This is a genomic window from Sulfitobacter sp. S223 (assembly GCF_025143825.1).
GTDB lineage: Bacteria > Pseudomonadota > Alphaproteobacteria > Rhodobacterales > Rhodobacteraceae > Sulfitobacter.
Genome location: NZ_CP083560.1, coordinates 3542524 through 3568477, shown reverse-complemented (window position 1 = coordinate 3568477; position 25954 = coordinate 3542524). Strand labels below are relative to the sequence as shown.

The following is a 25954-nucleotide window of genomic DNA, read 5'->3' as shown; positions in this document are numbered from 1 at the left end:
CACGGCGCAGCATCGGTCAAAATGGGCTCCTTGCTGCCGTTCGCTGCGGTTGCAGCTATTTTGCAGCTAAGGCGTTGCTAGATTTGCCTAACGCATCAATCAACCCACTCAAGAACCCATCCGCCGTCACATCAACCAGCGCCTTGCCCTCTTCGTCCTGCAACGTGAACGGCGCAGGCTCGATCTTTTCCAATTCCCGCAGGCTCTTGCCGCCGCCGTGTTTCAGTACGTTGGCCGCGAGATAGTAGTGGTAGACGGTTTGCGCCAAGGCAGTGTGGCCTTCCGCCGCGAGCTTGTTGCGCAGCTTCACAAAGAATGGGCCGCGGGCGAAGTGGTGTTGGAGGCGGGCCTCGAAGGCAGAGACGGTCTCAATCACCATCGCTTCGATCTCGGCGATTTCCGCGTCGGGATTGTCAGCAACGGCCCGAGCATTGGCGAGAAGTTGGGCGACGTCTGGTGTGTCGGTCATGGCATGGTCCTTTGGGATAGCGTTCATGCCATAACTGGCTTTGTGTCTGCTTACTTGCTTAAGCTCGGGAAGTAATCCTCGCATTTGCCCTCGCGATAAACATCCGCCGTGCAGCAGTGCAATCCGCCGCCGAACGCGTAGGCATCGCGCAGCTCGACTTCGACAACTTCCATGCCAAGTTTGTCCATCTGCTCGGCCTGATAAACCTCTGATTTCTCGACACAGACGGTTTTCGGGTCCAGCACCAGCACGTTCATGCTGAGCCAAGTGGAGGAATAGCATAGCGGCGGGGGTGTGTTGTGGGCGGGCGTTGCGGCGTCCACAATCTCCCAGCCATTGTCATTGTACATTTTACGCTGGTCTTCGGGTAGGCGGCGGTGCGGATTGTTTAAGATCAGGCCCGGACGCAGTGGTGTGAAGGTCGCGTCGATGTGGATCGGGTAGGGATCACCGGGGAAGTTTACGGTATGGACGCGGTGATCGGGGAAGTGGCGGCGCAACCACTCGATCCCTTTGAGATTAGTTGTGAACCCGTGCTGCACCACCAGATCGCGGCCAAAGCGCAGCACATCGGCGGCATCGAACAGCGGCTCTTCTTCGGTGGTGACAAAGAACTTCTTCGCCGCCCATTCAAGGCGCTTCGCATCGCCAATTTTTTCTGAAAGGTAGTCCGGGTGATAGTCCGCATCGGTCAAGCGCGGCTTGGGTGCGCTTTCGTGCCGGAAGTTAGGGTCTTCGTCAAAATACTGCTGCATGAGCGGACGATAGTTCAGATATTCGAACCAGCGGCAGCGGTAGCTCATCGTTGCTTCCAGCATCTCGGAGCCGACCGTCAGCAATACGTCGCGCGGCGGCATGCAGCCAAACTGGCTTTCGGTATGGAAATCAGGTGTGGTGGCGGGCAAAGAGTGGTCGATGCTGGTGGGTCTATCCACACGGACCCCGCGCTTTTCCAGCATGGTCGCGAAATTATCGAGCAATTCATTTGCACGGTCGATGGTTTCCTGCGGGCGACGGCCCCACTGACCGCGCATGTCGCTGTCTTCGGGTACTTTGGCGTCCAGCGCGGGTTCTTCGGGCGGAATATGGCAATCGTCGGCGCGGCCAACGATTACATGCTTGAGGGGATCCCACTCGTTCCAGCTGTTGACGACCGTTCTCGGCATGATGCGCTCCCTGCGAATTATATGATCAAATGGGTAAGAGCAAAGTTGCCGCTACGCAAGCGAGAGTGACGGCGCCATTGCCGGAGAGTTTGCTTCGTGCCAACCTGATTTCAAATAGGGGGAAAGCTGATGGCGCTTTGGGAATTAGACGGTGTTGCGATAACGGCAGCGATTGCGCAGGGCGAGGTGACGGCGCGCGAAGTAACCGAAGCGACGCTGGCAAGGATGGATGCTGTAAATCCGGCGATCAATGCGGTCGTCGCGCGTGACGATCATGCAGCCTTGTCTGCTGCGGATGCTGTGGATGCAGCGCGGGCCAGTGGTGCTTCGTTGGGCCCAATGGCTGGCGTGCCCGTGACGACCAAAGAGAATGTCGATCAGGCCGGTTTTGCGACTACTAACGGTTTGCGCATTCAGAAAGAACTGGTCGCTCAAGACGATAACCCCGTCGTCGCAAACTTGCGCAGAGCAGGGGTGATTATCGTCGGGCGGACGAATACACCTGCTTTCTCGCTGCGCTGGTTCACCAGAAACTCGCTGCACGGCCACACGAAAAACCCACATAACCCACGCATCACGCCGGGTGGGTCGTCCGGCGGGGCGGCTTCGGCGACTGCGGCAGGTATTGGTGCGATGGGACACGGTACAGATATTGGCGGTTCGATCCGTTATCCAGCTTATGCCTGCGGGTTACAGGGAATCCGCCCGACGCTTGGCCGTGTTGCCGCATGGAATCCATCCAGCCCGGATCGTCATATCGGTGCGCAGTTAATGGCCGTCTCCGGCCCTCATGCCCGCTCGGTTCGCGACGTTCGTGTATCGCTCACGGCAATGGCGCAGCCTGACCTGCGCGATCCTTGGCACATGCCTGTGCCGATCGATGGGCCAGATTACCCACGCCGTGCGGCCTTGTGCGTCTCCCCCGAAGGATTGCAGACGCACCCGCTTGTGGAAAAGGCGCTGCGTGACGCGGCATCGCGGCTTGTCGATGCTGGCTGGCAGGTAGACGAAGTGGCTAGCCCCCCGTTCCGTGAACCGGCCCGCCGTCAGGCGCAGCTTTGGCTGGCAGAAATGGCCCGCGGTGCGCAAGCGGCATTCGCTCAAGAGGGTGATGCCGATGCCAACCACGTCTTGGCCGAGATGCACAAGCTGACGCCAGTACCGGACCTGAATGAAGTGCTGGACGCGATGCAGGCACGGGTTGGTTTCCTGCGCGACTGGCAGGCGTTCCTGTCGCAATATCCAGTGTTGATCTGTCCGGTATCGGCTGAACCTCCGTTCCCCGATCTACTTGACCTCGAGGATTTCCCCCGCGTGATGGAAGCACAGCTGACACAGGTGGGGCTGCCGTTGATGGGGTTGCCGGGGATGTCTGCATTTACAGGTTTTGCTGACAGTGATGCTGGGCGTGTGCCGATGGGCGCACAACTAATCTCGGGCCGCTATCGTGAAGATATTCTGCTGGACGCCGCAGAGGCAATTGAGGCCCGCGGTGAGGCAATTAAAGTGGTGACGCCGTAGTTTATTGGGGGCCTGAAAATTGGCGATGTCAGTAAACGTTGCCTGTCCGCGCAGAGCCCACTTGGCAAAATTTTTGCAGCGCATCGGACCGCTGTACCAGTTTTTCCTTGCCATATAGGCAGCGCTTCATCCATGTAGATTTTAGGGTGGGCGATGGCGTCGCCAGCATGCGAGTGCAAACCCTGTCTCACCATCCTGAACGCCGGGACTTTTCTTTGCCGCTAATGCGGTCGAGGGAGACCGGCTCCTTCGTGTGCATTTCGGTAAGCCGATGAAGGAGCCATGCTATGGAACGTCCAGAATTTTATCGTTTCCATCAGGGGGAGAAAACGCTTCCCTTTGAATCTCAAGAATATGAAAGCCGTCTGACAAAGCTTCGTTCAGATATGGCGGAAAACGGCATCGATGTTTGCGTATTCACCTCGATGCACAACATCGCATATTATTCGGGTTTTCTGTATTGTGCATTCGGCCGTCCCTACGCGTTGGTGGTCACTCCCACGGATGCGGTGACAATCAGTGCAGGCATTGACGCCGCACAGCCGTGGCGGCGCAGCCATGGGGACAATATCACCTACACGGATTGGCAGCGAAACAACTATTGGCGTGCCATTTTGTCGGTGACCGGAACGGGGCAGGCGATCGGATTCGAAGCAGATCACCTGACGCTTGCACAAAAATCATTGCTAGATACCTTCCTGTCTCCGAAAACGACAACCGATGTTGCCCCTATCACGATGCGGCAACGGATGCATAAATCAGACGCCGAAATTGATCTCATCCGAGCTTGCGCCCAAGTGGCCGATGTCGGCGGATATGCCGTGAGAGAAGCAGTCAAGGCAGGCATCCGTGAGATTGACGTGGCCATGGCTGGACGTTACGCAATGGAGCGGGAAATCGCAAACCGCTTCCCCGACGCTGAATATCGCGACACGTGGGTTTGGTTTCAGTCCGGCATCAATACGGATGGCGCTCACAACCCCGTCACATCGCGGACCCTACAATCCGGCGACATCCTAAGCCTGAACACCTTCCCGATGATTAGCGGATATTACACCGCGCTGGAGCGCACGATGTTTGTCGAAACCGTTGACGCCGATAGCTTGAAGTTATGGGAGGCGAATGTCGCAGCCCATGAATTGGGCATGAGCCTATTGAGGCCCGGCGTCAGCTGCGCGGCTGTAACCGAGCAGATCAACGCCTTCTTTGCGGAGCGCGATCTGCTGCAATACCGCACATTTGGGTATGGGCATTCGTTCGGTATCCTATCGCACTATTACGGACGCGAAGCAGGTTTGGAGCTGCGCGAAGACATTGATACGGTACTGGAAGCAGGCATGGTCATTTCGATGGAGCCGATGTTGACCGTGCCTGAGGGCAAGGCAGGCGCGGGCGGCTACCGCGAACATGACATTCTGGTCATCACCGAAGATGGAAGCAATAACATCACGGGTTATCCTTACGGGCCGGATTTCAACGTAATTTCCTGAAGATAAGGACGCGGGAGGGGGCGGCGCTTTCTCCCGCGGTTTTGAAAGCGGACACTGACCATCCAATCACCGATAGCGAAGTTGGTTCGCATAGCAGACCAACATGATTTGCGGAGTTGCCTGTGGTTTGACGAATTTCGGTGAAGAATCTTCGTAGTGGTGTCCCCCAGACATGAAAAAACCGCGCTCTGTAAAGAGGCGCGGTTTAATCGGGTCTGATTGTCGAGGCGTCGCTTAGCGGCGCAGGCCCAGACGTTTGATCAGGTCTTGGTAACGTGCATCGTCTTTGGACTTAACATAGTCCAGAAGCTTACGGCGCGTTGCGACCATTTTCAGCAAGCCACGGCGGCCGTGGTTGTCTTTTTTATGCGTTTTGAAGTGCTCGGTCAGCGTTGCGATGCGTGAGCTGAGAACAGCAACCTGCACTTCTGGGGAACCGGTATCGCCTTCTTTGGCGCCGAATTCGCTCATGATGCGGGCTTTTTCTTCTTTCGTAATCGACATCGGGGTCTCCTTGTCAAAAGGTTAAAAGGGATGGCGCAGGCCGGGATGTCGTCCAGCTCAGGCCCATGGAGGAATCGCAGGAACTTGCCTGCGATGGGGGCGTATAGGCGTGTTTTCAGAAATTGGCAAAGGCTTATTGCGCCTATATCATCGAAAGCGGTTTGATTAACCTGCGGCTAGGCCCACCTGAGTGGCCGTGCTGAGAGGGATCAGAGCGATATCGCCTGGCATTAGGTCCGTGCCATTGACGGTTGCAATGACTGACCCGTCCATCAACACAAGGGTCTGATCAGATGCATCGGGATCGGCTGATAGGGTTACCCGCGGCTCAACACTATCTGCGGCACTATCATCCCAAACCAGCACAATGCTGTCGTCCTCGACGGCATAGTCCATGATATGGGCCGCTTCACCGTCGGCTATCCAGCTGCCCAGCACGATCTCATCAGCGCCCTCACCGCTGGTGATGATATCTCCGGCTCCGGCAAGGATACTGTCATCTCCACCGCCGCCATTCAGAAAATCACTGGTGGCGTCATCATGAGCTATAGCATCGTCCATAATTCCGCTGAGCATGTCATTGCCCCAGCCGCCAAACATGACATCCGCACCTGCGCCGCCGATCAGCGTATCATCGTCCAGCCCGCCTTGTAGGGTGTCATCCCCTTCGTTGCCATGAAGGAGGTCATTATCAGCCGACCCTTGCAGCGCGTCATTACCAGCTGCGCCAACGAGCGTATCTCTGGCGTTATGTCCGAATAGGGCGTCATCATCGCTGCCGCCGTACATATCATCGCTGCCATCGTTCCCGTGCAAGGTATCCGATCCCTCGTTCCCGCGTAGCGTATCGTCGCCTGCTTCGCCGCGCAGCTCATCGTTGCCAACTCCGCCGTTGAGTTCATCGGCGCCTTCCAAGCCGCGCATCCGGTCGTCGCCGTCTGTGCCTTCAAGCCGGTCGTCGCTGTCCGTCCCGTCGGTGAGCGTTACCTGGTGTTCTGCTGACAGAACGAGGGGTGGCAAAATAGCGCCGTCATCTCCGCCACGCGGATCGTAAGCTGGCTCAAACGGGTCCTCAGGAGTGATTGCTTCATCCGAACTGACAGTGTCGCTGGCCGATAACGCATCGTTGGAGGGAGGATTGGCGGAGGGTTCCGGTTGGTCGTCCCCGTCATCAGCCATGGCATACGGATCAACGAAGGCAACTGCGCCAACTGCCATAACGCCCATTAATCCAGCTAACCAAAGCATACTGATAATTCCATAAATAGATGGGACCGCCCCGTTGCAATAAGCACAGGTTCGGTGTGAGTCGTCAAAAGAGTACGAGAAAAAAGGTTAATGTCGCGTGTCGTCGCGTATCATCAATCGTTGCTTGTCCAAACCTGAGGTGTGGCACTGTAGGGAAGGTATAGCGGGTGGCGAGGGTGACCGGCCTTTGTCAGGCCAAGATGATGCAACGTGTTTCCCTGCGTGCGTAGGCGCTGCGCCACGACTGGACCCTGATTGCGGTGCTCGGCGTGCACGCCCCATGCGGCAATGACTGTATCCGCCCACTTGGCGGCTTCATCCAGCGCACGTGCATTGTCCGGTCCCTCCGGATCTGCTGCCGCGCGCATGTCACGTGGATCAGTGGCGCGCAGCGCAAAAATGTTAACTGCACAAAATCCGCCAAATCCCAAAATCCGGGCGCGCTGTTCGCAACGATGAATGGTTGGATCGTTCTGCACCTCTGTCGCGGTGGAGGGGTTAAGCATGATGAAGGTCACGCGCGGGCCTGCTACATCCCAAATCCGCGTCAGGCTGTAGCGGTAGCGTTCGCAGTCGGAATACACCGCCGTTGACGGTGCATCCCCTTTGATATGGCTGCGGGTAATCATTCGCCGGTGTTAAATACACGCGAAGGATGCAGTTCTCCTGATTTGAAGGTGCCTACGGCCACGGCATGCCCCTCGTGAGAAGCCCAGCATTCATCACCGTATTCCACATCTTTCGCGAAGACCATGCCGGGGTTGCCGTTGCGCAGCTTGATAGCCCCTTCGCTGCTTGCCGTAACCTCCGGCAACTCCTGTAGTCCCATCTCAAGTGGTCCAAGGAAGGCGTCGAGGTCGGGTGTTTTGGCAAGTTCTTCAATCTGCGCCAGCGTTACGGCGTTGTCGACATCAAATGGGCCGGACCATGTGCGGCGCAGCTCTCTGACGTGTCCTTTACAGCCCAGAACATCACCAAGGTCCCGCGCGATCGAGCGGACATAGCCACCCTTGCCACACACCATTTCAAGCGTGACGTGATCGGCATCGGGCCGGTCCAGCATGATCAGGCTTTCCACAAATAGCGGGCGGGCCGCGATTTCCATAGTTTCGCCTTCGCGCGCCCGCTTATAGGCGCGCTGCCCGTCGATTTTCACAGCAGAGAACTGTGGTGGAACCTGTTCGATATCGCCGACAAAGCGGTGCAATGCCTCTTTGATCGTGGCATCATCCGGCCGCAGGTCGGACGTGGCGATGACCTCACCTTCTGCGTCATCTGTATTGGTTGAAATACCCAGACGCACAGTGAACACATACGCCTTCATGGCATCTGTGATGTAGGGCACTGTCTTTGTCGCTTCGCCCAATGCGATGGCCAAGACGCCCGTTGCATCAGGGTCCAATGTACCGGCGTGGCCTGCCTTGCGCGCGTCAAATGCCCACCGGACTTTGTTTACGACCGCCGTTGACGTGGGGCCAGCGGGTTTGTCGATCACAACCCAGCCGGAGATATCGCGCCCTTTGCGTTTGCGTGCCATGTGCTGTCCTCGATAAATGTTGTTGCGCGCCCTTTTGCAGATTGCGGGCGCAGGTGCAACGGTGTCGCCTCGTCCGATGCTGTCTAAAACAGGCGATACGCCGATCAGAGGCGGGGCTTATTCGGTATCCTGCGCGGGCAGGCTTTGCCCTTCGACCACACCGATAATCGGACCAAGCGCGCCAAAGCCGATGTCATTGCGCCCCAAGTCTGGCGCCCGCAACCGCGAGACATTACCATCGAAATAGAGCGCATTCCGCAGCTCCAGATGATCCTTGAAGAAGCTTCCGAAAGCGTGGAACGTCACGGGTGAATTGGAAATTACAAAAACGGCGCGCTTTCCGTCGTCACTGGTTCCAACACCGTTCCGGACAAAACGGGAGGTCGAGTCGCGCAAAAAACGCGGGTGCAAGGCGCCATCAATCACCAGCATCGGGCCTGATTGCGTAGCGCTGACACATTCGGGCGCTTCTTCGACATAGCGCAACGTCTCTATCACGTCGGCGCGGCGGTTGCGCAGGCACAATATTCCGTTGGGCAGAAGTCCGAAGTTGCCGGGGCCTGCGTTGCTGACAATGCCCTGATATGTTTCGCCGTCTTCAATATACAAACCAACGGGCGCGCGGTCGTCGTGATACATGCCGGCATTTGTCGCAAACCCAAGCGTAAATCCCTGTGCTTCAAGCGCGGCGTTCAAGGTGCCGAAGTATCCGAAGGGCCGTTTGCTTTCAGGCTCGTACAAGAACAGCCTGAGCATGTCGCGGTTCAGGTCGACTTCGCAAATTGCGTATTCGGTGCCTTTGTACGTTTCTTCGCGGCAGTCAGCGGCCAGCGCAGGCTGTGCCAGCGCAAACATTCCTACCGCCAGAGCCGCGCGAAAGATCACTCTTCCAGTGTCCCGTCGTCGGGTGCGTCTGCGTCGCGGCGCACAACATCTTGGGCCAGCATTCTGCGCGTCTCGTCCATCTGGTCAAATGTGCGGTCCAACTGGAAACGTAGTTCCGGCGAGAATTTGAGCGTCAGCTTTTTTGCCACCAGTTTGCGCAACTCATGCTTGTTGCGGCCCAGAAGCTTGAGCACGTCCTCTTGCCCGATGCCGCCCAAAGGCAGCACATAAGCTGTCGCTACCTTAAGGTCATTGGAGGTACGCACTTCGCCTACGGTGATGGACATGCGGTTGAGATCGGGGTCATGCACATCGCCACGCGCCAGAACATCACTGAGTGCGCGGCGAATCGTTTCGCCGACGCGCAGTTGTCGCTGGGTGGGGCCTGCGCCCTCATAAGATTTGTTCTTTGCCATACCCTCCCTCTACGAGGTCTGAACTTCTTTGCCAAGCGGATGCGCGCGCGCTAAACCGCTCAGCATCGGATCAAAGGGGACCAAGGCATGGCACAGACAACAGGTATCACCATTACAGGCGTCTCGGGGCGAATGGGGCAAATGCTGGTGCGCGAGGTCGCAATGCGAGCAGACACCCACCTGTTTGGCGCGGTCGAGCGCCCGGGTCATGACTGGATCGGGAAGGATCTGGGCGAGGCTATGGGCGGCGCGTCGAATGGGGTGATGGTGACTGATGACGCAGACGCTGCCATCGCTGGCGCGGACGCCGTGATTGATTTTACTGCCCCACAGGCCACTCTGGCGTTTGCTAAATCGGTTGCAAAAGCAGGTGTTGTCCACGTCATAGGTACGACAGGCATGAGCGCTGAGGAAATTGCGCAGCTTGCCGAACCTGCAAAGGGCGCCGTTATCGTGCGCGCAGGCAACATGAGCCTTGGCGTGAATCTGCTGACCCTGCTGACCCGCAAAGTTGCGGCCGCGCTGGATGAAGACTTTGACATCGAAATTATCGAATCACACCACAACCAGAAGGTCGATGCGCCTTCTGGTACTGCGCTGATGCTTGGCGAAGCGGCGGCGGAAGGCCGCGGCGTGAAGCTGACGGATGTCAGCGATTCGGGCAGAGACGGTATCACTGGTGCCCGCAAGCGTGGTGATATCGGTTTTTCCGCGATTCGCGGCGGTGACATCGTTGGTGAGCATGACGTCATGTTTGCCGGCGCAGGAGAGCGGATCATCCTGCGGCACATCGCATCTGATCGGGCATTGTTTGCGCGCGGGGCGCTTAAGGCGGCTGTCTGGGGTCGGGGCCGCGCGCCGGGCGAATATGACATGCTGGATGTGCTTGGATTGAATGACTAAGCCGTCCGGGCGGAAATCATTTGTCAGTAAAATGAAACCAATTCGGTTTCTCTTACGTATCTGTTGCAAAGGACCTCGGAGGAGAGACCTATGCAACGAACAATTATTACGGTTGTGGCTGCCGTACTGGCATGCGCGACACCGGCCGCTGCGGAGCTTTCGAAAGTAGAGAGCGCAGCTGAATTCAAACGACTGGTAAGCGGTAAAACCCTTACCCGCCCGCTGGTTCGGCTAACCGTTGGTGCGAACGGGGTGATATCAGGAAAAGGCGCAGCTTGGCCTGTAACTGGCAGTTGGACATGGAAAAACGGCTATTTCTGCCGCACTATTGAATGGGGCGGCGACGATCTGGGATATAATTGCCAGCAGGTGAACGCCTCGTCTGACCGTATCAGATTTACTTCGGATCAAGGCGCTGGAGACAGCGCTGAATTCTCTTTGCGCTGATCATACTGGAATATGCCGAAACGGCATCCCCGGAGCTTCACTAGAAGCTCTGGGGACAACAAAGGGTCGCAGTCAAAAATCGACCGCGATCCCTTTCTTTTCCCAATCACCGTAGCGAACAGGTTCGGGACCATTACGGCCACCCAACTCGGGCGGTAATTCCAACTCTCTTGCAGCGGCTCGGCGCGCTTCTGCTTCGGCCAGTGCGCGCTGGGCAGCAGGTGGCAGATCGGGCTCAGGCTCCGGTGTGGGGGGAACCGGGGCATCGGGAATGGGTGGTTCTTTCGGCGTCGGTGCTTTTACCATCGGACGTTCCTTTCTCAACTCTCTCTTGATATACGGCACGCCTTGCCCCAGACAACCGCCAGACCGCGAAGAGAAAGAGCATATCATGTCAGACACCGGCGTATCGGCGCGGAAATCCGCCGTTTTCCTTCTCGACCAGATTTTGGGCGAGGGCAAACTCATGTCCGAGCTTCTTGGTGCAGGGGTATTGGACAGGCTGCCAGCGGATGACCGTGCGCGGGCGCAGCGCCTTGCCCAGGACACGCTCCGCGGTTTGGAGCGTGCGGACCGCATCCTACAGAAGCATCTGAATAAATACCCACCGCTGACAGTGCGCAATGCCCTGCGCATCGGTACGGTCGAGCTGTGCACAGGCGGCGCGGCGCATGGCGTTGTAAACGCAATGGTGTCCGTGGTCGCGGGTGACCGCCACCTGAGCCACCTCAAGGGCCTGACAAATGCTGTCTTGCGCAAGGTTGCCGCAGAAGGCCCAGACGCATGGAGCGCACGCCGCGCCCCGCGTTTGCCCAAGTGGTTGCGCGGCCCGCTGGTCGAAGCTTGGGGCGCAGATGCCATTGCGGCGATCGAAACTGCGCACTTCAAGGGTGCGCCTCTTGATCTCACCGCCAAAGGTGATCCCGCTGAGCTGGCTGCCCGTCTGGATGGCACGCTTATGCCGACAGGTTCTGTGCGTCTTTATGGTGGCGGGCAGGTTTCCGCGATGGAGGGCTTTGCAGAGGGTGATTGGTGGGTGCAAGATGCCGCAGCTGCCTTGCCTGCGCTTATCCTGAACGCGCAACCCGGCGAAGTGGTTGCCGATCTCTGTGCCGCGCCCGGCGGTAAAACGATGCAGCTTGCAACCACAGGTGCAGAAGTGCGCGCGGTGGATGACAACCATTCGCGCATGCAGCGCGTAAAAGAGAACCTTGCCCGCACCGGTCTGACCGCACGCACCTTTATCAAGGATGCCCGTCAGTTTCAGGGGGAGTTCGATGCGATTCTGCTTGATGCACCCTGTTCGGCGACAGGTACAATTCGTCGCCATCCTGATTTGCCCCATGCAAAAGACGGATCGGACTTCGGCGCACTTATCGAATTGCAAGAAGAACTGTTGGACCACGCCTGGTCTCTGGTTAAGCCCGGTGGGCGGATGGTCTTCTGCACCTGTAGCCTGCTTCCTGACGAAGGTGAGGTGCAAATCGACGAGGCGCTGGAGCGTCATGGTGACATGATCGTGGACCGCGCAGCGCTTGACCTTCCGGGCATCGATCCAGTGTGGATTTCGTCCGAAGGTGGTTTGCGCTTGCGGCCCGATTTCTGGGCCGAGCAGGGCGGGATGGACGGATTTTATATCGTTTGCCTGCGCAAAGCCGCCTAAAGCCGGGCTTCAATTGGCGGGTTCGGTATCGCCATGTATGCGCTTTTCGGGATGGTCACCAACCCGTTCAGATCAAGCATGCTCCGACCTTCTGCAGAAAGATCATTGATTGATTCTCTGACAGCCTCTGACACTGCTGTCGCATTCTGCTGCGGTCCGGTGATATAGGGCAGGCCGGGTGTCGGGGTGGTATACTCCAGCACCCGCAGCTTATTTGCCCAAGGTTCATGGCGCTGGATCAGCCGCCAAGTCTGCGCATCAATGGCAGCGATGTCGGCAGTGCCTTGGGCAATCATCCGTGCCGAATTGACGTGCCCGTCGCTTTGCACACGCGAGGCAAACCAGAAACCGGCAGCCTTTGCGTGGGTGTAAAATGCAGCAAAACCGGATTGCGAATGTGCCATGTTAAACACCATGCGCGCGTTGGAAAACGCGCGCAGGTCTTCACGCGGATCATCCGCACGCACGACAATGGCTGAACAGTAATACCCCGCTGGCATTCCCTCTAGGGCGTAATCGGGTGTACCGACAAGCTGGACGGAGCTGTGTAACCTTGTCCGGTACGGCATCCCGCACGTCTGGCTCAGCACCAGCCCGGGGTCTTCCCAGACATCAAACTCCGCCGTTGTCTGTGATAGCGTTTCGGGAGAGGCGATGCCCCGTTCGGCCAGACGCGCACGTATACAACGCCAATAGGCGCTAAGTGCGACGTCAAGTTCAGGCCGCGCGTACATCATTAAGGAAGCGATCACACGATCACCTTTGGTTTCCGTGGGAAAAACGGTTTGGATGGTTCATGCATTAATGCCCTGAGGAAAACTTACGCAGCCTCAGGTTAGGGTATTCAGTTCAAAAGGAAAGGTCAGGCTTTGCGACCGATGCACGGCTGCCAGAAGGCGCTGCTGTATGTAGATTGATGACGAATGAGCGTACACCTGCCGGAAAAGCGGTGACTTGACCCGTTGCGCGCGCTAGACTTCGCCAAACGCCCAAAGAGCGTATAGGCAGAGCACATGATCCAGTTTCCCCGATTGAGCGCATATCGCACGCGCGTCTTGAACCAGTTGCACGCCCGTCTGGCGACCCGTGCATCAGGCCAAGCCCGTGGTTTTGTCTCTTCGCCAGAGCCGCGCACAATCGGTTCGTTTGCGCGGGGACGGCAGTTGGCAGCGGGCAATTTCCTGTTTGCCGGCAGCCTGATCACGGCGCCCGATCAGACCCCCTGGGAGGTCGAAGCCCCCGACACAGCATTTGCGCAGGCCCTGCATGGTTTCGCGTGGCTGGATGATTTGGCCGCTGTCGGTGACAGCCCGTCGCGCAGTGCTGCGCAGCGCTGGCTATGGCAATGGATCGAGCTTTACGGCAACGGACGCGGTCCGGGGTGGACGCCGGATTTGACGGGGCGACGATTGATCCGCTGGATCAACCACGCGCTTTTTGTACTGCATGGCAGCGGTGAAGCCGCCCCTGACAGTGAGGCGTTCTACCGATCGCTCATGCAGCAAACGCGATTCTTGTCCAAGCGGTGGCACGCCGCAGCGCCGGGACTGGCGCGTTTCGAGGCGCTTACGGGGCTAATTTATGCGGGGCTATCGTTGGAGGGGCTGGAGGCGTTGGCCGATCCCGCGATCAAAGCGCTCGCGCGGGAATGCGATGCGCAGATTGATGCGCAGGGCGGTCTGCCGACCCGAAATCCCGAAGAATTGCTGGATGTATTTACCCTGCTCACATGGGCCGCAGCTGCATTGTCGGATGCTGGGCGTGGCACGCCGCAGCCGCATCTGGCGGCGATTGATCGTATCGCTCCCACCCTGCGCACCTTGCGTCACGCAGATGGTGGGTTGGCGCGGTTCCATGGTGGTGGCCGCGGCGCCGAAGGATGGCTGGACCACGCGCTGGCCGCTTCCGGCGTACGAACCATGCAGTCCGAGGGGCTGTCGATGGGCTACGCACGCCTATCAGCGGGCCGGACGAGTATTATCATTGATGCCAGTCCGCCGCCCGGCGGTACCGCGTCGGCCAACGCGCATGCATCAACACTCGCCTTTGAACTAACCTCGGGGCGCCGCCCGTTGATTGTGAATTGCGGCTCTGGTGCGTCATTCGGTTTGGATTGGCGGCGGGCGGGGCGCGCAACCCCTTCGCACTCAACCCTTGTTTTGGGCGGCTATTCCAGCGCGCGTCTGGAAACCGCAGACAGGCGCACAGGTGTTGAAGCGCTGATTGACGGACCAACCCGCGTTCCAGTTGAGATCACACCAGTGAGCGACGGCATGAAGTTTGAAGGTGGACATGATGGCTATGCCCTCACCCACGGTTTGACCCATGCACGTACGCTGGAACTAACCAGTGATGGCCGCGCGGTGGCAGGTGAAGACATGTTGGTGGCGCTCGAAGAGGCTGAAAAACGTCGGTTTGACCGCGCAGTTGACCGAACAAAACTCAAAGGCATCGGTTTTGAGATCCGCTTTCACCTGCATCCCGAAGTCGACGCGACACTTGATTTAGGCGGAGCGGCAGTGTCGATGGCGCTAAAGTCCGGTGAAATATGGGTTTTCCGGCATGATGGCACGGCAGAAATCAGGCTGGAGCCAGGCGCATATCTTGAGGCGACCCGTCTGAAACCACGTGCAGCGCAGCAGATTGTTTTGACCGGACGTGCGATAAATCCTGTAACGCGGGTCCGCTGGTCCTTGTCCAAAGCGCAGGAAACTGCGATTGGCGTGCGTGATTTGGAACGGGATGACCCGTATCTTGACGCTGACTGACCAAAGGAGCCCTGCCATGGCCGATCTGTACCCCGTAAAACGTGCCCTTCTCTCTGTGTCTGACAAGACCGGACTGATTGACTTTGGACGTGCCCTTGCGGCGCGCGGGGTCGAACTGCTGTCAACAGGAGGCACGGCAAAAGCGCTTCGGCAGGCGGGACTTGAGGTGCTGGACGTGTCCGAGGTGACGGGCTTTCCTGAAATGATGGATGGCCGCGTTAAAACACTGCATCCCGTGGTGCACGGCGGTTTGCTGGCGCTGCGTGACGATGCCGGTCATGTTGCTTCGATGGAAGAACACGGGATTGGAGCAATAGATTTGGTTGTGGTGAACCTCTACCCGTTTGAAGAAACCGTCGCCAAAGGCGCGGAATATTCCGAAGTCATCGAGAACATCGATATTGGCGGGCCTGCGATGATCCGTTCCGCCGCCAAGAACCACGGTTTTGTCAGCGTGATCGTGGATGTCGAAGACTACGATACTTACGTTGCCGAACTTGAGGCGAATGATGGCCAGACCACCTATGCGCTGCGTCAGCGCCTTGCCCAGACGGCTTATGCCCGTACCGCGGCCTATGACACTGCCGTGAGCACATGGATGGCTGATGCTGTTGGCGGCACGCCGCGTCGTCGGACCTTTGGCGGGACGCTGACCCAGACTCTTCGCTATGGTGAAAACCCGCACCAGCAAGCGGCGTTTTACACGGATGGCAGCAGCCGCGCGGGCGTGGCCACAGCAAAGCAACATCAGGGCAAAGAACTGTCCTATAACAACATCAACGATACCGACGCCGCGTTTGAGCTGGTCTCAGAGTTCGCGCCAGAAAACGGCCCCGCTGTGGCGATCATCAAACACGCGAACCCTTGTGGTGTAGCAACTGGTGGCACAATGGCCGAAGCATACGCCCGTGCGTTTGACTGTGACCGCACGTCTGCTTTTGGCGGTATCATTGCGCTGAACCAGACGCTGGATGCAGAAACAGCCGAAGCCATCACCGGTATCTTTACCGAGGTGGTGATCGCCCCTGATGCAGACGAGGATGCCGTCAAGATTTTCGCTGCCAAGAAGAATCTGCGTCTGTTGACCACAGGTGGCCTTGCCGACCCTACCGCCGCGCGCCTTGCGCCACGTCAGGTATCGGGTGGCTGGTTGGTTCAGGACCGCGATGTGGGCAGGATCAGCCGTGATGACCTTAAAGTGGTAACCAAACGCCAGCCAACAGAGCAGGAAATGCAGGACATGCTGTTTGCGTGGACCGTGGCAAAGCACGTCAAATCCAATGCGATCATTTATGTCAAAGACGGCGCGACCGTCGGCGTTGGCGCGGGCCAGATGAGCCGCGTAGACAGCACGCGCATCGCGGCGCGCAAAGCGCAAGACATGGCAGAGGCCATGGGCCTGCCCGCACCGCTAACCCAAGGTTCCGTTGTGGCATCCGATGCGTTCTTCCCGTTTGCTGACGGCTTGGTCACGGCGGCAGAGGCCGGTGCTACCGCACTCATTCAGCCTGGCGGCTCCATGCGCGACGAAGAAGTCATAGCAGCCGCAGACGAAGCGGGTCTGGCGATGGTGTTCACCGGCATGCGCCACTTCCGGCACTAAGACAGGACCCGATCTCGATGCGGATGATTTTCTGGGCAGGCTTTGCTGCTTTTGCGATCGACCAGATCAGCAAATATGTGGTGATCCACATGATGGAGCTTGCCCGCATCCGAAGCATTGACGTGCTGCCGCCCCTGATCAACTTCCGCTACGGAGAGAACCGGGGGATCAATTTTGGTCTCTTCGGGGGCGGCTCGGAGGCGAGCCGCTGGTTTCTCATCATCCTTGCTGCGGTGATTTGTATCGCCGTTGTGATGTGGGCGCGCCAAAATGCACATTCGCATTTATCCCGCATTAGCGCAGGTTTGTTGGTTGGCGGTGCGCTGGCCAATGTTCTGGACCGTTTGATTTACGGCTATGTCCTTGATTTCTTGAACATGTCTTGCTGCGGTGTCGATAACCCCTTCGTGTTTAACATTGCTGATATTTTCATTTTTGCTGGCGCGCTGGGCCTGATCTTTTTCACAGATGACAGTAGCGCTGGCCCCAAGTCCGGAAGCAAGAACAAGCTGGGCAAGCGAACGGGTAAAAAAGCTGGGTGACATTGCTGCCCTGCCTGCGATATTGAAGGGCAATGGCGGTCTGGAGGCCTTTGATGCGTATATTTGCTTTGTTGTTCGTACTGCCCGTGCTGGTTGCGGGGTGTGCCAACGTCGGCTTGCGTGATTTACGCAGTAGTTCCAAAGGACCTGATGAATTTGGTATCCAGCCTGTCGCATCCTTGCAGGCACCAGCAAGCTTCACTGAGCTGCCCACACCGACACCCGGCGGGGCAAACCGTGCGGACCGGTCTGCGCTGGCAGAAGGCGCACAAGCCTTCGGCGGCAATCTGGGCGATCCAAACGCGGCTGTGCCTGCCAGCGATGGCGCCTTGGTTCAACATGCAAGCCGCCTTGGTGTTACACAAAACATCCGCCAAACCCTTGCTGAATCGGATGCAAAATTCCGCCGTCGCAAAGTTCGCCTGACGCAGTTCCGGATCGTGCCGGTCGACCGCTACAATCAGGCCTACCGCGGCGAGGCGCTGAATGCCCAGGCCGAACAGAGCCGCTGGCGGAGCGCAGGTGCGCGGACCCCCTCTGCGCCTCCAGCAGACTGACGCCTCATTACATATCTGTGATAAACCGTCGTGCCGCTTGAACATGCGCGCAGGCCGCGTACCTATGTGGTGCGTCCCATGGTTGACTGAGAAGGACTATCTTGATGTTTCGATACGCCCGATCCCTTTTTCTTTCTGCGGCACTGTTGCCCGCCGCCGCGCTGGCCGAGAGCAGCGGCAAAGTCACTGACTTTGTCCTTGATAACGGTATGCAGGTTGTTGTCATCGAAGATCACCGCGCGCCCGTGGTGCAGCACATGCTGTGGTACCGCGCAGGATCAGCGGATGAGCCCAAGGGTTCTTCGGGTGTTGCGCATTTTCTTGAGCATCTATTGTTCAAGGCGACTGACAAGCTTGAAGCCGGAGAGCTGTCTGCCACGGTGGCTGCAAACGGGGGCCGCGATAATGCCTTCACCAGCTATGATTACACGGCGTATTACCAGCGCATCGCGGCGGATCGTCTCGAGCTGATGATGACGATGGAAGCAGACCGGATGAAGAACATCCGCCTGACACCAGAGAATATTGCGACAGAGCGCAATGTGATCATCGAAGAGCGTAACCAACGCACCGAGAACAACCCTCAAGCGCTGTTTGGCGAACAAGTCAGCGCGGCCCAGTACCTGAACCACCGCTATGGCACGCCCGTCATCGGCTGGATGCATGAGATGGAGGAGTTGGACCTCGACGATGCGCTTGGCTTTTACGAACTCTACTATTCGCCGAATAACGCCATTCTGGTTGTCTCAGGGGATGTGACACCAGACGATGTGCGAGCCTTGGCCGAGAAACATTACGCCGCGATTCCGGCAAACCCGGACCTGCCAGAGCGCCTGCGCACGGAAGAGCCTATCCAGAACGCGGAGCGCCGCGTGATTTTCCGTGATGCGCGTGTGGCGCAGCCCTATATCTCTCGTAGCTATCTGGTGCCCGAGCGTGACAGCGGCGCACAGGAGACGGCGGCTGCGTTGACAATTCTGGCAGAAATCTTAGGTGGGGGGACAACTTCCTATCTTGCCGAGAAACTGCAGTTCGATACGCAGACTGCCACATATTCTGCGGTTTGGTATTCAGGCGTGTCATTGGACGACACGACTTTCCGAATGGTTGTTGTGCCATCCGACGGGGTAAGCCTTGAGGAAGGTGAGGCGGCGATGGACAAGGCGCTTGCCGATTTCATAGAGGCAGGCGTAGATCCTGAACAGCTGGACCGGATCAAGCTGCAAATCCGCGCTGCCGAGATCTATGCGCAGGACAACGTTGATGGTATCGCGAACCGCTATGGATCCGCGCTGACCTCTGGTCTGACAATCGCCGACGTGCAGGCATGGCCTGCTGTTCTGGACGGTGTAACTGCTGAAGATATCATGGAAGCCGCAAAGCTTCTGCGCCGCGAAGCCTCTGTCACCGGCTGGTTGATGCGCGATGAAGGAGACACTCAATGATCCGTTTTGCTACTGCCCTGTTCCTGGGCGCCGCAGCTGCAATGCCTGCACGCGCCGAAGTCGATATTCAGACAGTCACGTCCCCTGGCGGGGTCGAGGCGTGGCTGGTTGAGGAACGCTCTTTGCCATTCGTCGCGATTGAGATCGCCTTTCTGGGGGGCACCTCGCTGGATGTTCAGGGCAAGCGTGGTGCAGTTAACCTGATGTCCGCATTGCTTGAGGAAGGCTCTGGTGATCTGGACGCACGCGGATTTGCCCGCGCGACAGAGACGCTGGCAACATCTTTCGGTTTCAGCGCAGGATCGGAAGAACTCTCTATTTCTGCTCGTTTTCTGACAGAAAACTTCGATGCCTCTGTCGCGTTGCTGCGCGATGCGATCCAGAAGCCGCGCTTTGATCAGGCCGATATCGAGCGGGTGCGCGCGCAGGTGGTGTCAGGCCTTTCGTTCGAAGCAAAAGATCCGAATAAGATCGCCAGCAAAACCTTTGCGTCGATGGCTTACGGCAATCACCCTTATGGCACGGTTGAATCCGGCACGCCAGAAAGCGTCGCAGCACTGACGCGCGAAGACTTGCTAGAAGCGCATCGCAATGTGCTTGTGCGCGACCGTGTGTTGGTCGGAGCAGTGGGGGATATCACACCTGAGCAACTAGGTGACTTGCTGGACGCTGTATTGGGAGCTTTGCCGCAGAATGGTCCGCTCATGCCTCCGCATGTCGAGCCGGTCATTGAAGGTGGTACCACCGTTGTAGAATTCGAGACGCCGCAATCAGTTGTCCTATTCGGGCAGCGGGGCATTGCCGTGGATGATGATGACTATTTCGCCGCCGTGCTGCTCAATCAGGTGCTTGGAGGCGGTTCATTTGAAAGCCGCCTGATGCAGGAAGTGCGTGAAAAGCGTGGCCTGACCTATGGCGTCTATTCCTACCTCTACTCGCGTGATCTGGCCAATGCCTACATGGGCTCTGTCAGCTCTGCCAATAACCGCGTGGCCGAAGCAATTTCTGTCATCCGCGACGAATGGAGCCGTGCAGCGGAACAAGGTGTCACAGAAGAGGAGCTTCGGGACGCGAAGACCTTTTTGACCGGTGCTTATCCGCTGCGCTTTGACGGGAACAGCACCATTGCGGGTATTCTTGTCGGCATGCAAACGATCGGGCTTGAGCCTGACTACGTGAACACGCGTAATGAACGTGTTGAGCGCGTGACACTGGACGACGTAAAGCGTGTCGCATCAGAGCTGATGGACCCTGACGCATTGCATTTTGTGGTTGTGGGTAAGCCTGAAGGCTTGATGCAAGAATGATGCCACCGTCCTCTGCCCCTTTATGGGGGCAGAGGACGGGCTAAGCTGCGGCTCACTCTCCGTAAGGAACCCAGATGTTCTTGACCTCGGTTGCGTGCATAAGGAACGCTTTGGCGTCGGTTTTGTACCAGTCCTGCGCAAGCCCGTTTTGAACCCACGTCCGCTTGAGATTACTTGCTGATCCTTGCTCGATCACGTGATCAAGGGCCGGATCTCCAAAGCTCCAGACAGCATCGATATCCATGTGACGGGCCATTGTTTCTGCCACATCAGCATGTGATCCGGTCAGGATGTTCACCACGCCTGCGGGGACATCGGATGTATCAAGTATTTGATAGAAATCTGTGGCAGCCAATGGAAACGCATCCGACGCGCTGAGGATCACGCGGTTACCCATCGCGATGGCGGGTGCCATGATCGCTACCAATCCCAGCAGCGGCGATTGTGCGGGGCACAGGGCACCGATCACACCGACAGGTTCCTTCATCGCAAGGGCAATCCCGCGGATCGGAACACCGTGTGCTTGGCCATCGTATTTGTCTGCCCAAGCGGCATAGGTGAACAGGGACTGCAACGCCGCTTCTACCTCTTTCGAACCGGATTTTCCGCCCTGCATAGCGTCAAGCCGCTGTGCAAATTCGGGACCGCGCGCCGCGAGGTTCTCTGCGATGTAGTAAAGGATTTGCGCACGCAAGTGGCCTGTCGTCTTGGCCCACCCTTTTGCTGCCTGCGCAGCCTCTACCGCGTTGCGCACGTCCTTGCGGCTTGCCTGCGGGACATGACCCAGCAGCGCGCCGCCTTTGGCCCAGACCGGCGTGGAATAACCGCTATCGGGACGCGCCTGTTTCCCACCGATATAAAGCTTGGCGGTGCGGTCAATCCCGTCCTGCGGTGCGCCAGAACCGCTCATCGCTTCAACCTGCTTCACTGGTTTTCGTTTGGCTTTTGATTGCGTGTAGGCAGCAAGGCCCTCCCAGCCGCCTTCGCGGCCAAAGCCGCTTTCGCGTACGCCGCCAAAGCCCGCCGCAGCGTCCATCATATTTGTGCCGTTAATCCAGACAACACCGGCCGCGAGCTTTGGCGCGATATCAAGTGCCAGATTGATGTTTTCGCTCCATACGGTGGCGGCAAGGCCATAGCGCGTGTTGTTGGCAATGCTTACTGCCTCTGCTGGCGTGCGGAAGGTCGTCGAAACCAGAACCGGCCCAAAGATTTCTTCCTGCATGAGCGTATCTGCAGGGTGCAGGCCAGTAATCAGCGTCGGTGGATAAAAGCTGCCTTGCGTCGGGATTTCACAGGCTGCTACGTGGGTCGTGCCAGCGCTATTGGCTGCAACCATGCCGCTGATCGTTTCCAGCTGTTTCGGATCAACGATCGCGCCGATGTCCACGCTTTTGTCCAGCGGAGAGCCAATGCGCAGCTTGTCCATGCGCGCGCGAAGCTTGGCATGGAACAGATCTGCGACCGGCTCTTGCACCAGCAGACGCGAGCCTGCGCAGCAGACTTGGCCCTGATTGAACCAGATCGCGTCAACAAGCCCTTCGACAGCGGAATCCAGATCGGCATCGTCGAACACGATATAGGGCGATTTACCCCCCAGTTCGAGCGTCAGCGCCTTGCCTGATCCGGCGGTTGCCTCCCGAATCCGGCGGCCAACGGCAGTTGACCCGGTGAAGGCAATCTTATCAACATCCGCGTTCACGATCATCTCGCCCACAGCGCCGTTACCAGTGACGATGTTCACAACGCCCTTCGGAACGCCGGCCTGCATACAAATATCTGCAAACAACAGCGCGGTAAGAGAGGTGTATTCGGCGGGCTTCAAAACAACAGTGTTACCCATCGCCAGCGCAGGTGCGACTTTCCAGGCCAACATCAGCAGTGGAAAGTTCCAAGGGATAACTTGGCCACAAACGCCAAGCGCTTCGGCATCGGGAAGCTCGCTTTCCATCAGCTGAGCCATGCCTGCGTGATAGTAGAAGTGCCGCTGTGCGAGGGGGATATCGATATCCCGCGCTTCACGGATCGGTTTTCCGTTATCGAGTGTTTCCAGCACCGCGAAAAGTCGGCTGTGTTTTTGCAAAAGCCGTGCCAGCGCGTAAAGAACTTTGGCCCGCGCGGGGCCGCCTGCGGCTTCCCACTTGGGCTGCGCACGGCGGGCTGCTTTTACTGCGGCGTCTACGTCCGCTTGAGTGCCTTGGGTCAAATGGGCCAAAACGTCATCGGTGGCTGGGTTGCGGCTTTCGAATACGTCGCCGGGGGCGGTCATTTCCCCATCGATAAACTGACCAAAGCGGCCACCCTGATCCACGATCCACGCAAGTGCTTCGGCGGCGGATTCAGGGGCGGTGCCATAGTCCATGGTCTGGAATACGTCGGATACAGTCATGTCAGTCGCCCTTCGGGTCAGGAGGTGGGGTGGCGGTAGGTCGCGGAATAGTTGCCGCTCACGTGATGCTCCAGCTGTCGCTCGATGTCATTCAGCAGCGACGATGCACCAAAGCGGAACAGATCGGGCTGAAGCCAGCGATCCCCAAGCTCCTCTTTGATCAACGCTAGATAGGTGATTGCGTCTTTGGCTTTCGAAATACCACCCGCCGGCTTGTAGCCAACGCGGTAGCCGGTGCGCTCATAGTAGTCGCGGATGGCGCGGATCATTACCAATGACACAGGTAGCGTGGCATTCACGCTTTCCTTGCCTGTGGAGGTCTTGATGAAATCGGCGCCTGCCATCATGCAAACAAGAGACGCGCGAGCGACATTCCGCAAGCTGCCCAGCTCTCCGGTTGCAAGGATCGCTTTCACATGCGCATCGCCGCAGGCCGCGCGAAAAGCACGCATCTCGTCATAAAGAGCCTGCCAGTTGCCTTCCAGCACGTGACGGCGCGAAATGACGATGTCGATCTCGGCAGCACCTGCAGCAACGCTCTGTTCGATTTCGGCGATACGCAGCGGCAAAGGGGACAGGCCGGCTGGAAATCCGGTCGATACGGCCGCCACAGGAATACCGGAGCCTTGCAGCGCATCTACGGCGGGGCCGATCATTTCGTGGTACACGCAGACCGCGCCGACCGTTACGGGGGGCATTCCAAGCGCGTCCAGAACTGACGCCGTAACCGGTTGCCGCGCTTTGGCGCACAGTCGCCCTACGCGCCGCGCTGTGTCGTCACCGGATAGGGTGGTCAGGTCAATGCAGGTCACAGCCTTAAGCAGCCAAGCGGCCTGATGCGCCTTTTTGACAGATCTTCTGGCCGCGATAGAAGCCGCGCGCCGCTCAATCGCCGAGGTATTCGCCTGTGCGCCCAACACCCAGTTAAGGTCAAGCGGCATGCCCGCATTGCGCGGTTCGGTGACTTGGGGCAGCTGGGCTGCGTTAGTAGAGGTAGCGGTATAAGTATCTATCGACATCGGCAGGCACCTTTTCGAGGAATGCCTTACAAGTTCGCACGCGCGCGGGTCGCTTTGCAAGGCGTGCCGCTACGAGAGCGGGCGGGTCAACTGCCGCGATACGTAGAATAGCCGAAAGACGAAAGCAAAAGCGGCACGTGGTAATGCGCGTCTGGATCGGAAATGCCGAAGCGAATAGGGATCACATCAAGAAATCGCGGGGTTTCGGGGGGCATGCCAACATCATCCAGATAGGCGCCTGCCTCAAATACCAGCTCATAGGTGCCAGTGCTGAACTCCGCTTCTGGCAGAATAGGCGTGTCTGTGCGCCCGTCGTCGTTGGTTCGCAGTTGCGCACAGCGTACGCGGTTTTCTCCGTCGATGCGGTAGAGGGTGATCTGCAAGCCTGCAGCAGGGCGCCCTAAGCCAGTGTCTAGAACGTGGGTTGTAAGGTAGCCGTTAGACATGCGCATGCTCCGGTTCAGTCAGGGAATAAATTTCACAGCGTCAATATTGTCAAAATCACCACACCGCCCCCTAGAAGTGAAGGGATTTGAGGCAAACGTCACCCTGATTCGGCAAAATGACGGATGATTCGGTGATTTTAGTAAAATGATTCGGTTTTACTTTGACGGATGATTCTCTCTTGGCCTATATCTTGAGCCAGACGCTTTGAAACACCGATTTTTGGCGAAAAATACCTATATCTGGTGTTGAGGGGCATGGGGGACGGCATGATTAAACAGGCAGCAATTCTTGCGGCAGGGTTGGCGGTTAATGTCACAGCAGTGCTGGCAGAAGCGCGTCCGGTTCCCGAAAAGGTCGAGTTCATGTTCGACGGCGCAACAGTGAATATCGCAGCAATGGCACCCGAAGCTTCACGATATGCGGCCGGCTCAGAAAAAGAGTTTCGTAGTGATATCCTCAAAGCGCTTGGTGCACGCGCTTTTGAAGATGTGTTTAACTTTACTGACGCGCAATCGCTTGTGGTCTACGACAGCGGACCCACACAGAATGACGCCGAGACGTTGATCCGCTATTTACTAGCGGCTGGATACCTTTCCGAAAAAAAATCGCCACTATCGTGGCGGCCTGCAAGTGTGGCCCGTTCTTGGTCTGACAGTTCCGGAATGATGCTGTGAAAGCAACCGGACCCAAAATAACATTCGATACAACGGCCCCTCGATCTTCGGTCGAACAGCGGGTTGTTCGGGAGGCTTGGGAAAAGAAACTGAATGCTCCGAAGCACCCGAAAGCACTGCCGTGCCGTGTGATGGTTGAGCCTGTCCCCGGGGCATCTGAATTTGAGGCAATGGGTCCGATGTCCGAGCCCAAACCTGACTTTTATCCTCGCCAAGCAACGCGGGGCATGTCAGTTTCGGTTGTCGGTCTGACCATTCTTCTGGGAGTGGCCTCTGTTACGCTTTGGGGCTACGGCCACCAGTCTACCGAACCGGAAAACATCTCAAGTCTGCTGGGATTGAGCGAGCCGCAGGCCGGTCCAGAGCCAACGGGCGAAGATGCAACCAGCGCCGACACTTCTGATCTTTCGCCGCTGGTGCCTGCAGGACTTCAATCTACTCCCGCGATGACGCCAAAGCAGCAGTCACGAAACTCGTCGATCCGGAGACAGGGCGCGAACAAATCACGTGCGCTGCAAAATGTCGTTCTGGCAAGCCGCCATGATGGCGGGGTCGACAAAGATACCATGATGCTGACTCTGGCGAGAAACGGGTCATTGCACAGTCAAAGCAGCGCCAGAACCACAGCAGCCAGAGAGATGTCGCGTAAGATATTTGCCGTCTCTCCTGCACGCAGCGAGCATCTGAGCAGCCTGCGTCTTTTCACGGTTACGCAAGGTGACAGCCACGCGTACATCGCACTTCAATTTTACGGGTTGCCTGATGCTTACAGCCGCATCATAGAGGCAAATCGTGACACCCTACAATCGCCCGATATGATCCAGCTAGGCCAGCGGTTAATAATACCCAGCTGATAATAAACAATAAAAAGCGTCTCAGTGACATTCGGGCGAGCAACAGGCCGGACAGAAATGTCCGGCCTGATTGTATTGTGCAGCTGCTTTGCAAATTGCG

26 protein-coding genes are annotated in these 25954 nt (G+C 57.7%); 13 read left to right on the top strand and 13 right to left on the bottom strand.

All coding sequences use genetic code 11. The annotated features are described in order from the left end of the window. Nucleotides 1-55: 55 nt before the first annotated feature. Nucleotides 56-469, bottom strand: a complete 414-nt coding sequence (locus K3757_RS17000; protein ID WP_259997372.1) for a hypothetical protein — start codon at nt 467-469, stop codon at nt 56-58. A 50-nt stretch (nt 470-519) separates the two neighbouring features. Further along, on the bottom strand, nt 520-1635 hold the full coding sequence (locus tag K3757_RS16995; RefSeq protein WP_259997370.1) for a serine/threonine protein kinase: 1116 nt from the start codon (nt 1633-1635) through the stop codon (nt 520-522). Nucleotides 1636-1764: 129 nt separating this feature from the next. Here K3757_RS16995 and K3757_RS16990 point away from each other — a divergent pair, with 129 nt between their 5' ends. Both K3757_RS16990 and K3757_RS16985 read left to right on the top strand, forming a co-directional pair. Beyond that, nucleotides 1765-3156, top strand: a complete 1392-nt coding sequence (locus K3757_RS16990; RefSeq protein ID WP_259997368.1) for an amidase family protein — start codon at nt 1765-1767, stop codon at nt 3154-3156. Between the two features lie 287 nt (nt 3157-3443). Next, nucleotides 3444-4646 carry an aminopeptidase P family protein gene (locus K3757_RS16985; RefSeq protein ID WP_259997366.1) on the top strand — a complete coding sequence of 401 codons (1203 nt, stop codon included), beginning with the start codon at nt 3444-3446 and terminating at the stop codon, nt 4644-4646. 234 nt (nt 4647-4880) lie between these two features. Here K3757_RS16985 and rpsO read toward each other — a convergent pair whose 3' ends face one another. The 6 genes from rpsO to rbfA form a co-directional block, all read right to left on the bottom strand. Continuing rightward, on the bottom strand, nt 4881-5150 hold the full coding sequence (gene rpsO / locus K3757_RS16980; RefSeq protein ID WP_259997355.1) for a 30S ribosomal protein S15: 270 nt from the start codon (nt 5148-5150) through the stop codon (nt 4881-4883). A 165-nt stretch (nt 5151-5315) separates the two neighbouring features. Further along, the gene (locus K3757_RS16975) at nt 5316-6398 is read right to left on the bottom strand and encodes a calcium-binding protein (RefSeq protein ID WP_259997353.1); all 1083 of its coding nucleotides are present in this window, start codon (nt 6396-6398) and stop codon (nt 5316-5318) included. Between the two features lie 113 nt (nt 6399-6511). Continuing rightward, nucleotides 6512-7027 carry a DUF1643 domain-containing protein gene (locus K3757_RS16970; RefSeq protein ID WP_259997352.1) on the bottom strand — a complete coding sequence of 172 codons (516 nt, stop codon included), beginning with the start codon at nt 7025-7027 and terminating at the stop codon, nt 6512-6514. Then, on the bottom strand, nt 7024-7935 hold the full coding sequence (gene truB / locus K3757_RS16965) for a tRNA pseudouridine(55) synthase TruB (RefSeq protein WP_259997350.1): 912 nt from the start codon (nt 7933-7935) through the stop codon (nt 7024-7026). Before truB ends, K3757_RS16970 begins: the two co-directional genes overlap by 4 nt. A gap of 117 nt (nt 7936-8052) precedes the next feature. Beyond that, nucleotides 8053-8790, bottom strand: a complete 738-nt coding sequence (locus K3757_RS16960) for a phosphodiester glycosidase family protein (protein ID WP_259997348.1) — start codon at nt 8788-8790, stop codon at nt 8053-8055. A gap of 26 nt (nt 8791-8816) precedes the next feature. Next, nucleotides 8817-9236, bottom strand: a complete 420-nt coding sequence (rbfA, locus tag K3757_RS16955) for a 30S ribosome-binding factor RbfA (RefSeq protein ID WP_259997346.1) — start codon at nt 9234-9236, stop codon at nt 8817-8819. Nucleotides 9237-9323: 87 nt separating this feature from the next. Between rbfA and dapB the strand changes: the two genes are divergently transcribed. Further along, the gene (gene dapB, locus K3757_RS16950; protein ID WP_259997344.1) at nt 9324-10139 is read left to right on the top strand and encodes a 4-hydroxy-tetrahydrodipicolinate reductase; all 816 of its coding nucleotides are present in this window, start codon (nt 9324-9326) and stop codon (nt 10137-10139) included. Between the two features lie 90 nt (nt 10140-10229). Continuing rightward, entirely contained in the window at nt 10230-10586 is a 357-nt protein-coding gene (locus K3757_RS16945) for a dihydrodipicolinate reductase (RefSeq protein ID WP_259997342.1), read from the top strand. 72 nt (nt 10587-10658) lie between these two features. Here the strand turns inward: K3757_RS16945 and K3757_RS16940 are convergent, their stop codons facing one another. Next, nucleotides 10659-10859 (bottom strand): DUF1674 domain-containing protein, encoded by a 201-nt coding sequence (locus K3757_RS16940; protein WP_260001309.1) that lies wholly within the window; start codon nt 10857-10859, stop codon nt 10659-10661. A gap of 118 nt (nt 10860-10977) precedes the next feature. Here K3757_RS16940 and K3757_RS16935 point away from each other — a divergent pair, with 118 nt between their 5' ends. Next, the gene (locus K3757_RS16935; protein ID WP_259997332.1) at nt 10978-12249 is read left to right on the top strand and encodes an RsmB/NOP family class I SAM-dependent RNA methyltransferase; all 1272 of its coding nucleotides are present in this window, start codon (nt 10978-10980) and stop codon (nt 12247-12249) included. Here K3757_RS16935 and K3757_RS16930 read toward each other — a convergent pair. Beyond that, nucleotides 12246-13001: a phosphate/phosphite/phosphonate ABC transporter substrate-binding protein gene (locus tag K3757_RS16930; protein WP_259997330.1), complete on the bottom strand. Its 756-nt coding sequence runs from the start codon at nt 12999-13001 to the stop codon at nt 12246-12248. The two genes, K3757_RS16935 and K3757_RS16930, sit on opposite strands and share 4 nt — an antisense overlap. Before the next feature lie 261 nt (nt 13002-13262). Between K3757_RS16930 and K3757_RS16925 the strand changes: the two genes are divergently transcribed. The 6 genes from K3757_RS16925 (at nt 13263) to K3757_RS16900 (ending at nt 20471) form a co-directional block, all read left to right on the top strand. Continuing rightward, entirely contained in the window at nt 13263-15017 is a 1755-nt protein-coding gene (locus tag K3757_RS16925; protein WP_259997328.1) for a heparinase II/III family protein, read from the top strand. A 16-nt stretch (nt 15018-15033) separates the two neighbouring features. Next, nucleotides 15034-16620: a bifunctional phosphoribosylaminoimidazolecarboxamide formyltransferase/IMP cyclohydrolase gene (gene purH / locus K3757_RS16920; protein WP_259997326.1), complete on the top strand. Its 1587-nt coding sequence runs from the start codon at nt 15034-15036 to the stop codon at nt 16618-16620. A 17-nt stretch (nt 16621-16637) separates the two neighbouring features. Beyond that, entirely contained in the window at nt 16638-17162 is a 525-nt protein-coding gene (gene lspA, locus K3757_RS16915; RefSeq protein ID WP_259997324.1) for a signal peptidase II, read from the top strand. A gap of 53 nt (nt 17163-17215) precedes the next feature. Beyond that, nucleotides 17216-17719 (top strand): DUF3035 domain-containing protein, encoded by a 504-nt coding sequence (locus K3757_RS16910; RefSeq protein WP_259997322.1) that lies wholly within the window; start codon nt 17216-17218, stop codon nt 17717-17719. Nucleotides 17720-17823: 104 nt separating this feature from the next. Then, entirely contained in the window at nt 17824-19164 is a 1341-nt protein-coding gene (locus K3757_RS16905; RefSeq protein ID WP_259997320.1) for a pitrilysin family protein, read from the top strand. Next, nucleotides 19161-20471, top strand: a complete 1311-nt coding sequence (locus K3757_RS16900) for a pitrilysin family protein (RefSeq protein WP_259997318.1) — start codon at nt 19161-19163, stop codon at nt 20469-20471. Before K3757_RS16905 ends, K3757_RS16900 begins: the two co-directional genes overlap by 4 nt. Nucleotides 20472-20523: 52 nt before the next feature. Here K3757_RS16900 and K3757_RS16895 read toward each other — a convergent pair whose 3' ends face one another. The 3 genes from K3757_RS16895 to uraH form a co-directional block, all read right to left on the bottom strand. Further along, entirely contained in the window at nt 20524-22860 is a 2337-nt protein-coding gene (locus tag K3757_RS16895) for an aldehyde dehydrogenase family protein (protein ID WP_259997316.1), read from the bottom strand. Between the two features lie 17 nt (nt 22861-22877). Continuing rightward, on the bottom strand, nt 22878-23879 hold the full coding sequence (deoC, locus tag K3757_RS16890; protein ID WP_259997315.1) for a deoxyribose-phosphate aldolase: 1002 nt from the start codon (nt 23877-23879) through the stop codon (nt 22878-22880). A gap of 86 nt (nt 23880-23965) precedes the next feature. Next, nucleotides 23966-24325: a hydroxyisourate hydrolase gene (gene uraH / locus K3757_RS16885; protein ID WP_259997312.1), complete on the bottom strand. Its 360-nt coding sequence runs from the start codon at nt 24323-24325 to the stop codon at nt 23966-23968. A 267-nt stretch (nt 24326-24592) separates the two neighbouring features. Here uraH and K3757_RS16880 point away from each other — a divergent pair, with 267 nt between their 5' ends. Then, entirely contained in the window at nt 24593-25000 is a 408-nt protein-coding gene (locus tag K3757_RS16880) for a hypothetical protein (protein ID WP_259997310.1), read from the top strand. Continuing rightward, nucleotides 24997-25854, top strand: coding sequence for a LysM peptidoglycan-binding domain-containing protein (locus tag K3757_RS16875; protein ID WP_259997308.1), 858 nt, complete (start codon nt 24997-24999; stop codon nt 25852-25854). The genes K3757_RS16880 and K3757_RS16875 overlap by 4 nt, the downstream gene beginning before the upstream one ends. Nucleotides 25855-25954: the final 100 nt, after the last annotated feature.

Excerpts from the sequence above, each read along its gene's own strand:
- K3757_RS16960 (WP_259997348.1), bottom strand. The coding sequence starts at position 8,790 with ATGTTTGCGCTGGCACAGCCTGCGCTGGCCGCTGACTGCCGCGAAGAA.
- K3757_RS16990 (WP_259997368.1), top strand. The coding sequence starts at position 1,765 with ATGGCGCTTTGGGAATTAGACGGTGTTGCGATAACGGCAGCGATTGCG.
- K3757_RS16895 (WP_259997316.1), bottom strand. The coding sequence starts at position 22,860 with ATGACTGTATCCGACGTATTCCAGACCATGGACTATGGCACCGCCCCT.
- rbfA (WP_259997346.1), bottom strand. The coding sequence starts at position 9,236 with ATGGCAAAGAACAAATCTTATGAGGGCGCAGGCCCCACCCAGCGACAA.
- dapB (WP_259997344.1), top strand. The coding sequence starts at position 9,324 with ATGGCACAGACAACAGGTATCACCATTACAGGCGTCTCGGGGCGAATG.
- K3757_RS16905 (WP_259997320.1), top strand. The coding sequence starts at position 17,824 with ATGTTTCGATACGCCCGATCCCTTTTTCTTTCTGCGGCACTGTTGCCC.
- truB (WP_259997350.1), bottom strand. The coding sequence starts at position 7,935 with ATGGCACGCAAACGCAAAGGGCGCGATATCTCCGGCTGGGTTGTGATC.
- K3757_RS17000 (WP_259997372.1), bottom strand. The coding sequence starts at position 469 with ATGACCGACACACCAGACGTCGCCCAACTTCTCGCCAATGCTCGGGCC.
- K3757_RS16935 (WP_259997332.1), top strand. The coding sequence starts at position 10,978 with ATGTCAGACACCGGCGTATCGGCGCGGAAATCCGCCGTTTTCCTTCTC.
- K3757_RS16925 (WP_259997328.1), top strand. The coding sequence starts at position 13,263 with ATGATCCAGTTTCCCCGATTGAGCGCATATCGCACGCGCGTCTTGAAC.
- lspA (WP_259997324.1), top strand. The coding sequence starts at position 16,638 with ATGCGGATGATTTTCTGGGCAGGCTTTGCTGCTTTTGCGATCGACCAG.
- K3757_RS16880 (WP_259997310.1), top strand. The coding sequence starts at position 24,593 with ATGATTAAACAGGCAGCAATTCTTGCGGCAGGGTTGGCGGTTAATGTC.
- K3757_RS16910 (WP_259997322.1), top strand. The coding sequence starts at position 17,216 with ATGCGTATATTTGCTTTGTTGTTCGTACTGCCCGTGCTGGTTGCGGGG.
- uraH (WP_259997312.1), bottom strand. The coding sequence starts at position 24,325 with ATGTCTAACGGCTACCTTACAACCCACGTTCTAGACACTGGCTTAGGG.
- rpsO (WP_259997355.1), bottom strand. The coding sequence starts at position 5,150 with ATGTCGATTACGAAAGAAGAAAAAGCCCGCATCATGAGCGAATTCGGC.
- deoC (WP_259997315.1), bottom strand. The coding sequence starts at position 23,879 with ATGTCGATAGATACTTATACCGCTACCTCTACTAACGCAGCCCAGCTG.
- K3757_RS16995 (WP_259997370.1), bottom strand. The coding sequence starts at position 1,635 with ATGCCGAGAACGGTCGTCAACAGCTGGAACGAGTGGGATCCCCTCAAG.
- K3757_RS16900 (WP_259997318.1), top strand. The coding sequence starts at position 19,161 with ATGATCCGTTTTGCTACTGCCCTGTTCCTGGGCGCCGCAGCTGCAATG.
- K3757_RS16970 (WP_259997352.1), bottom strand. The coding sequence starts at position 7,027 with ATGATTACCCGCAGCCATATCAAAGGGGATGCACCGTCAACGGCGGTG.
- purH (WP_259997326.1), top strand. The coding sequence starts at position 15,034 with ATGGCCGATCTGTACCCCGTAAAACGTGCCCTTCTCTCTGTGTCTGAC.
- K3757_RS16945 (WP_259997342.1), top strand. The coding sequence starts at position 10,230 with ATGCAACGAACAATTATTACGGTTGTGGCTGCCGTACTGGCATGCGCG.
- K3757_RS16975 (WP_259997353.1), bottom strand. The coding sequence starts at position 6,398 with ATGCTTTGGTTAGCTGGATTAATGGGCGTTATGGCAGTTGGCGCAGTT.
- K3757_RS16985 (WP_259997366.1), top strand. The coding sequence starts at position 3,444 with ATGGAACGTCCAGAATTTTATCGTTTCCATCAGGGGGAGAAAACGCTT.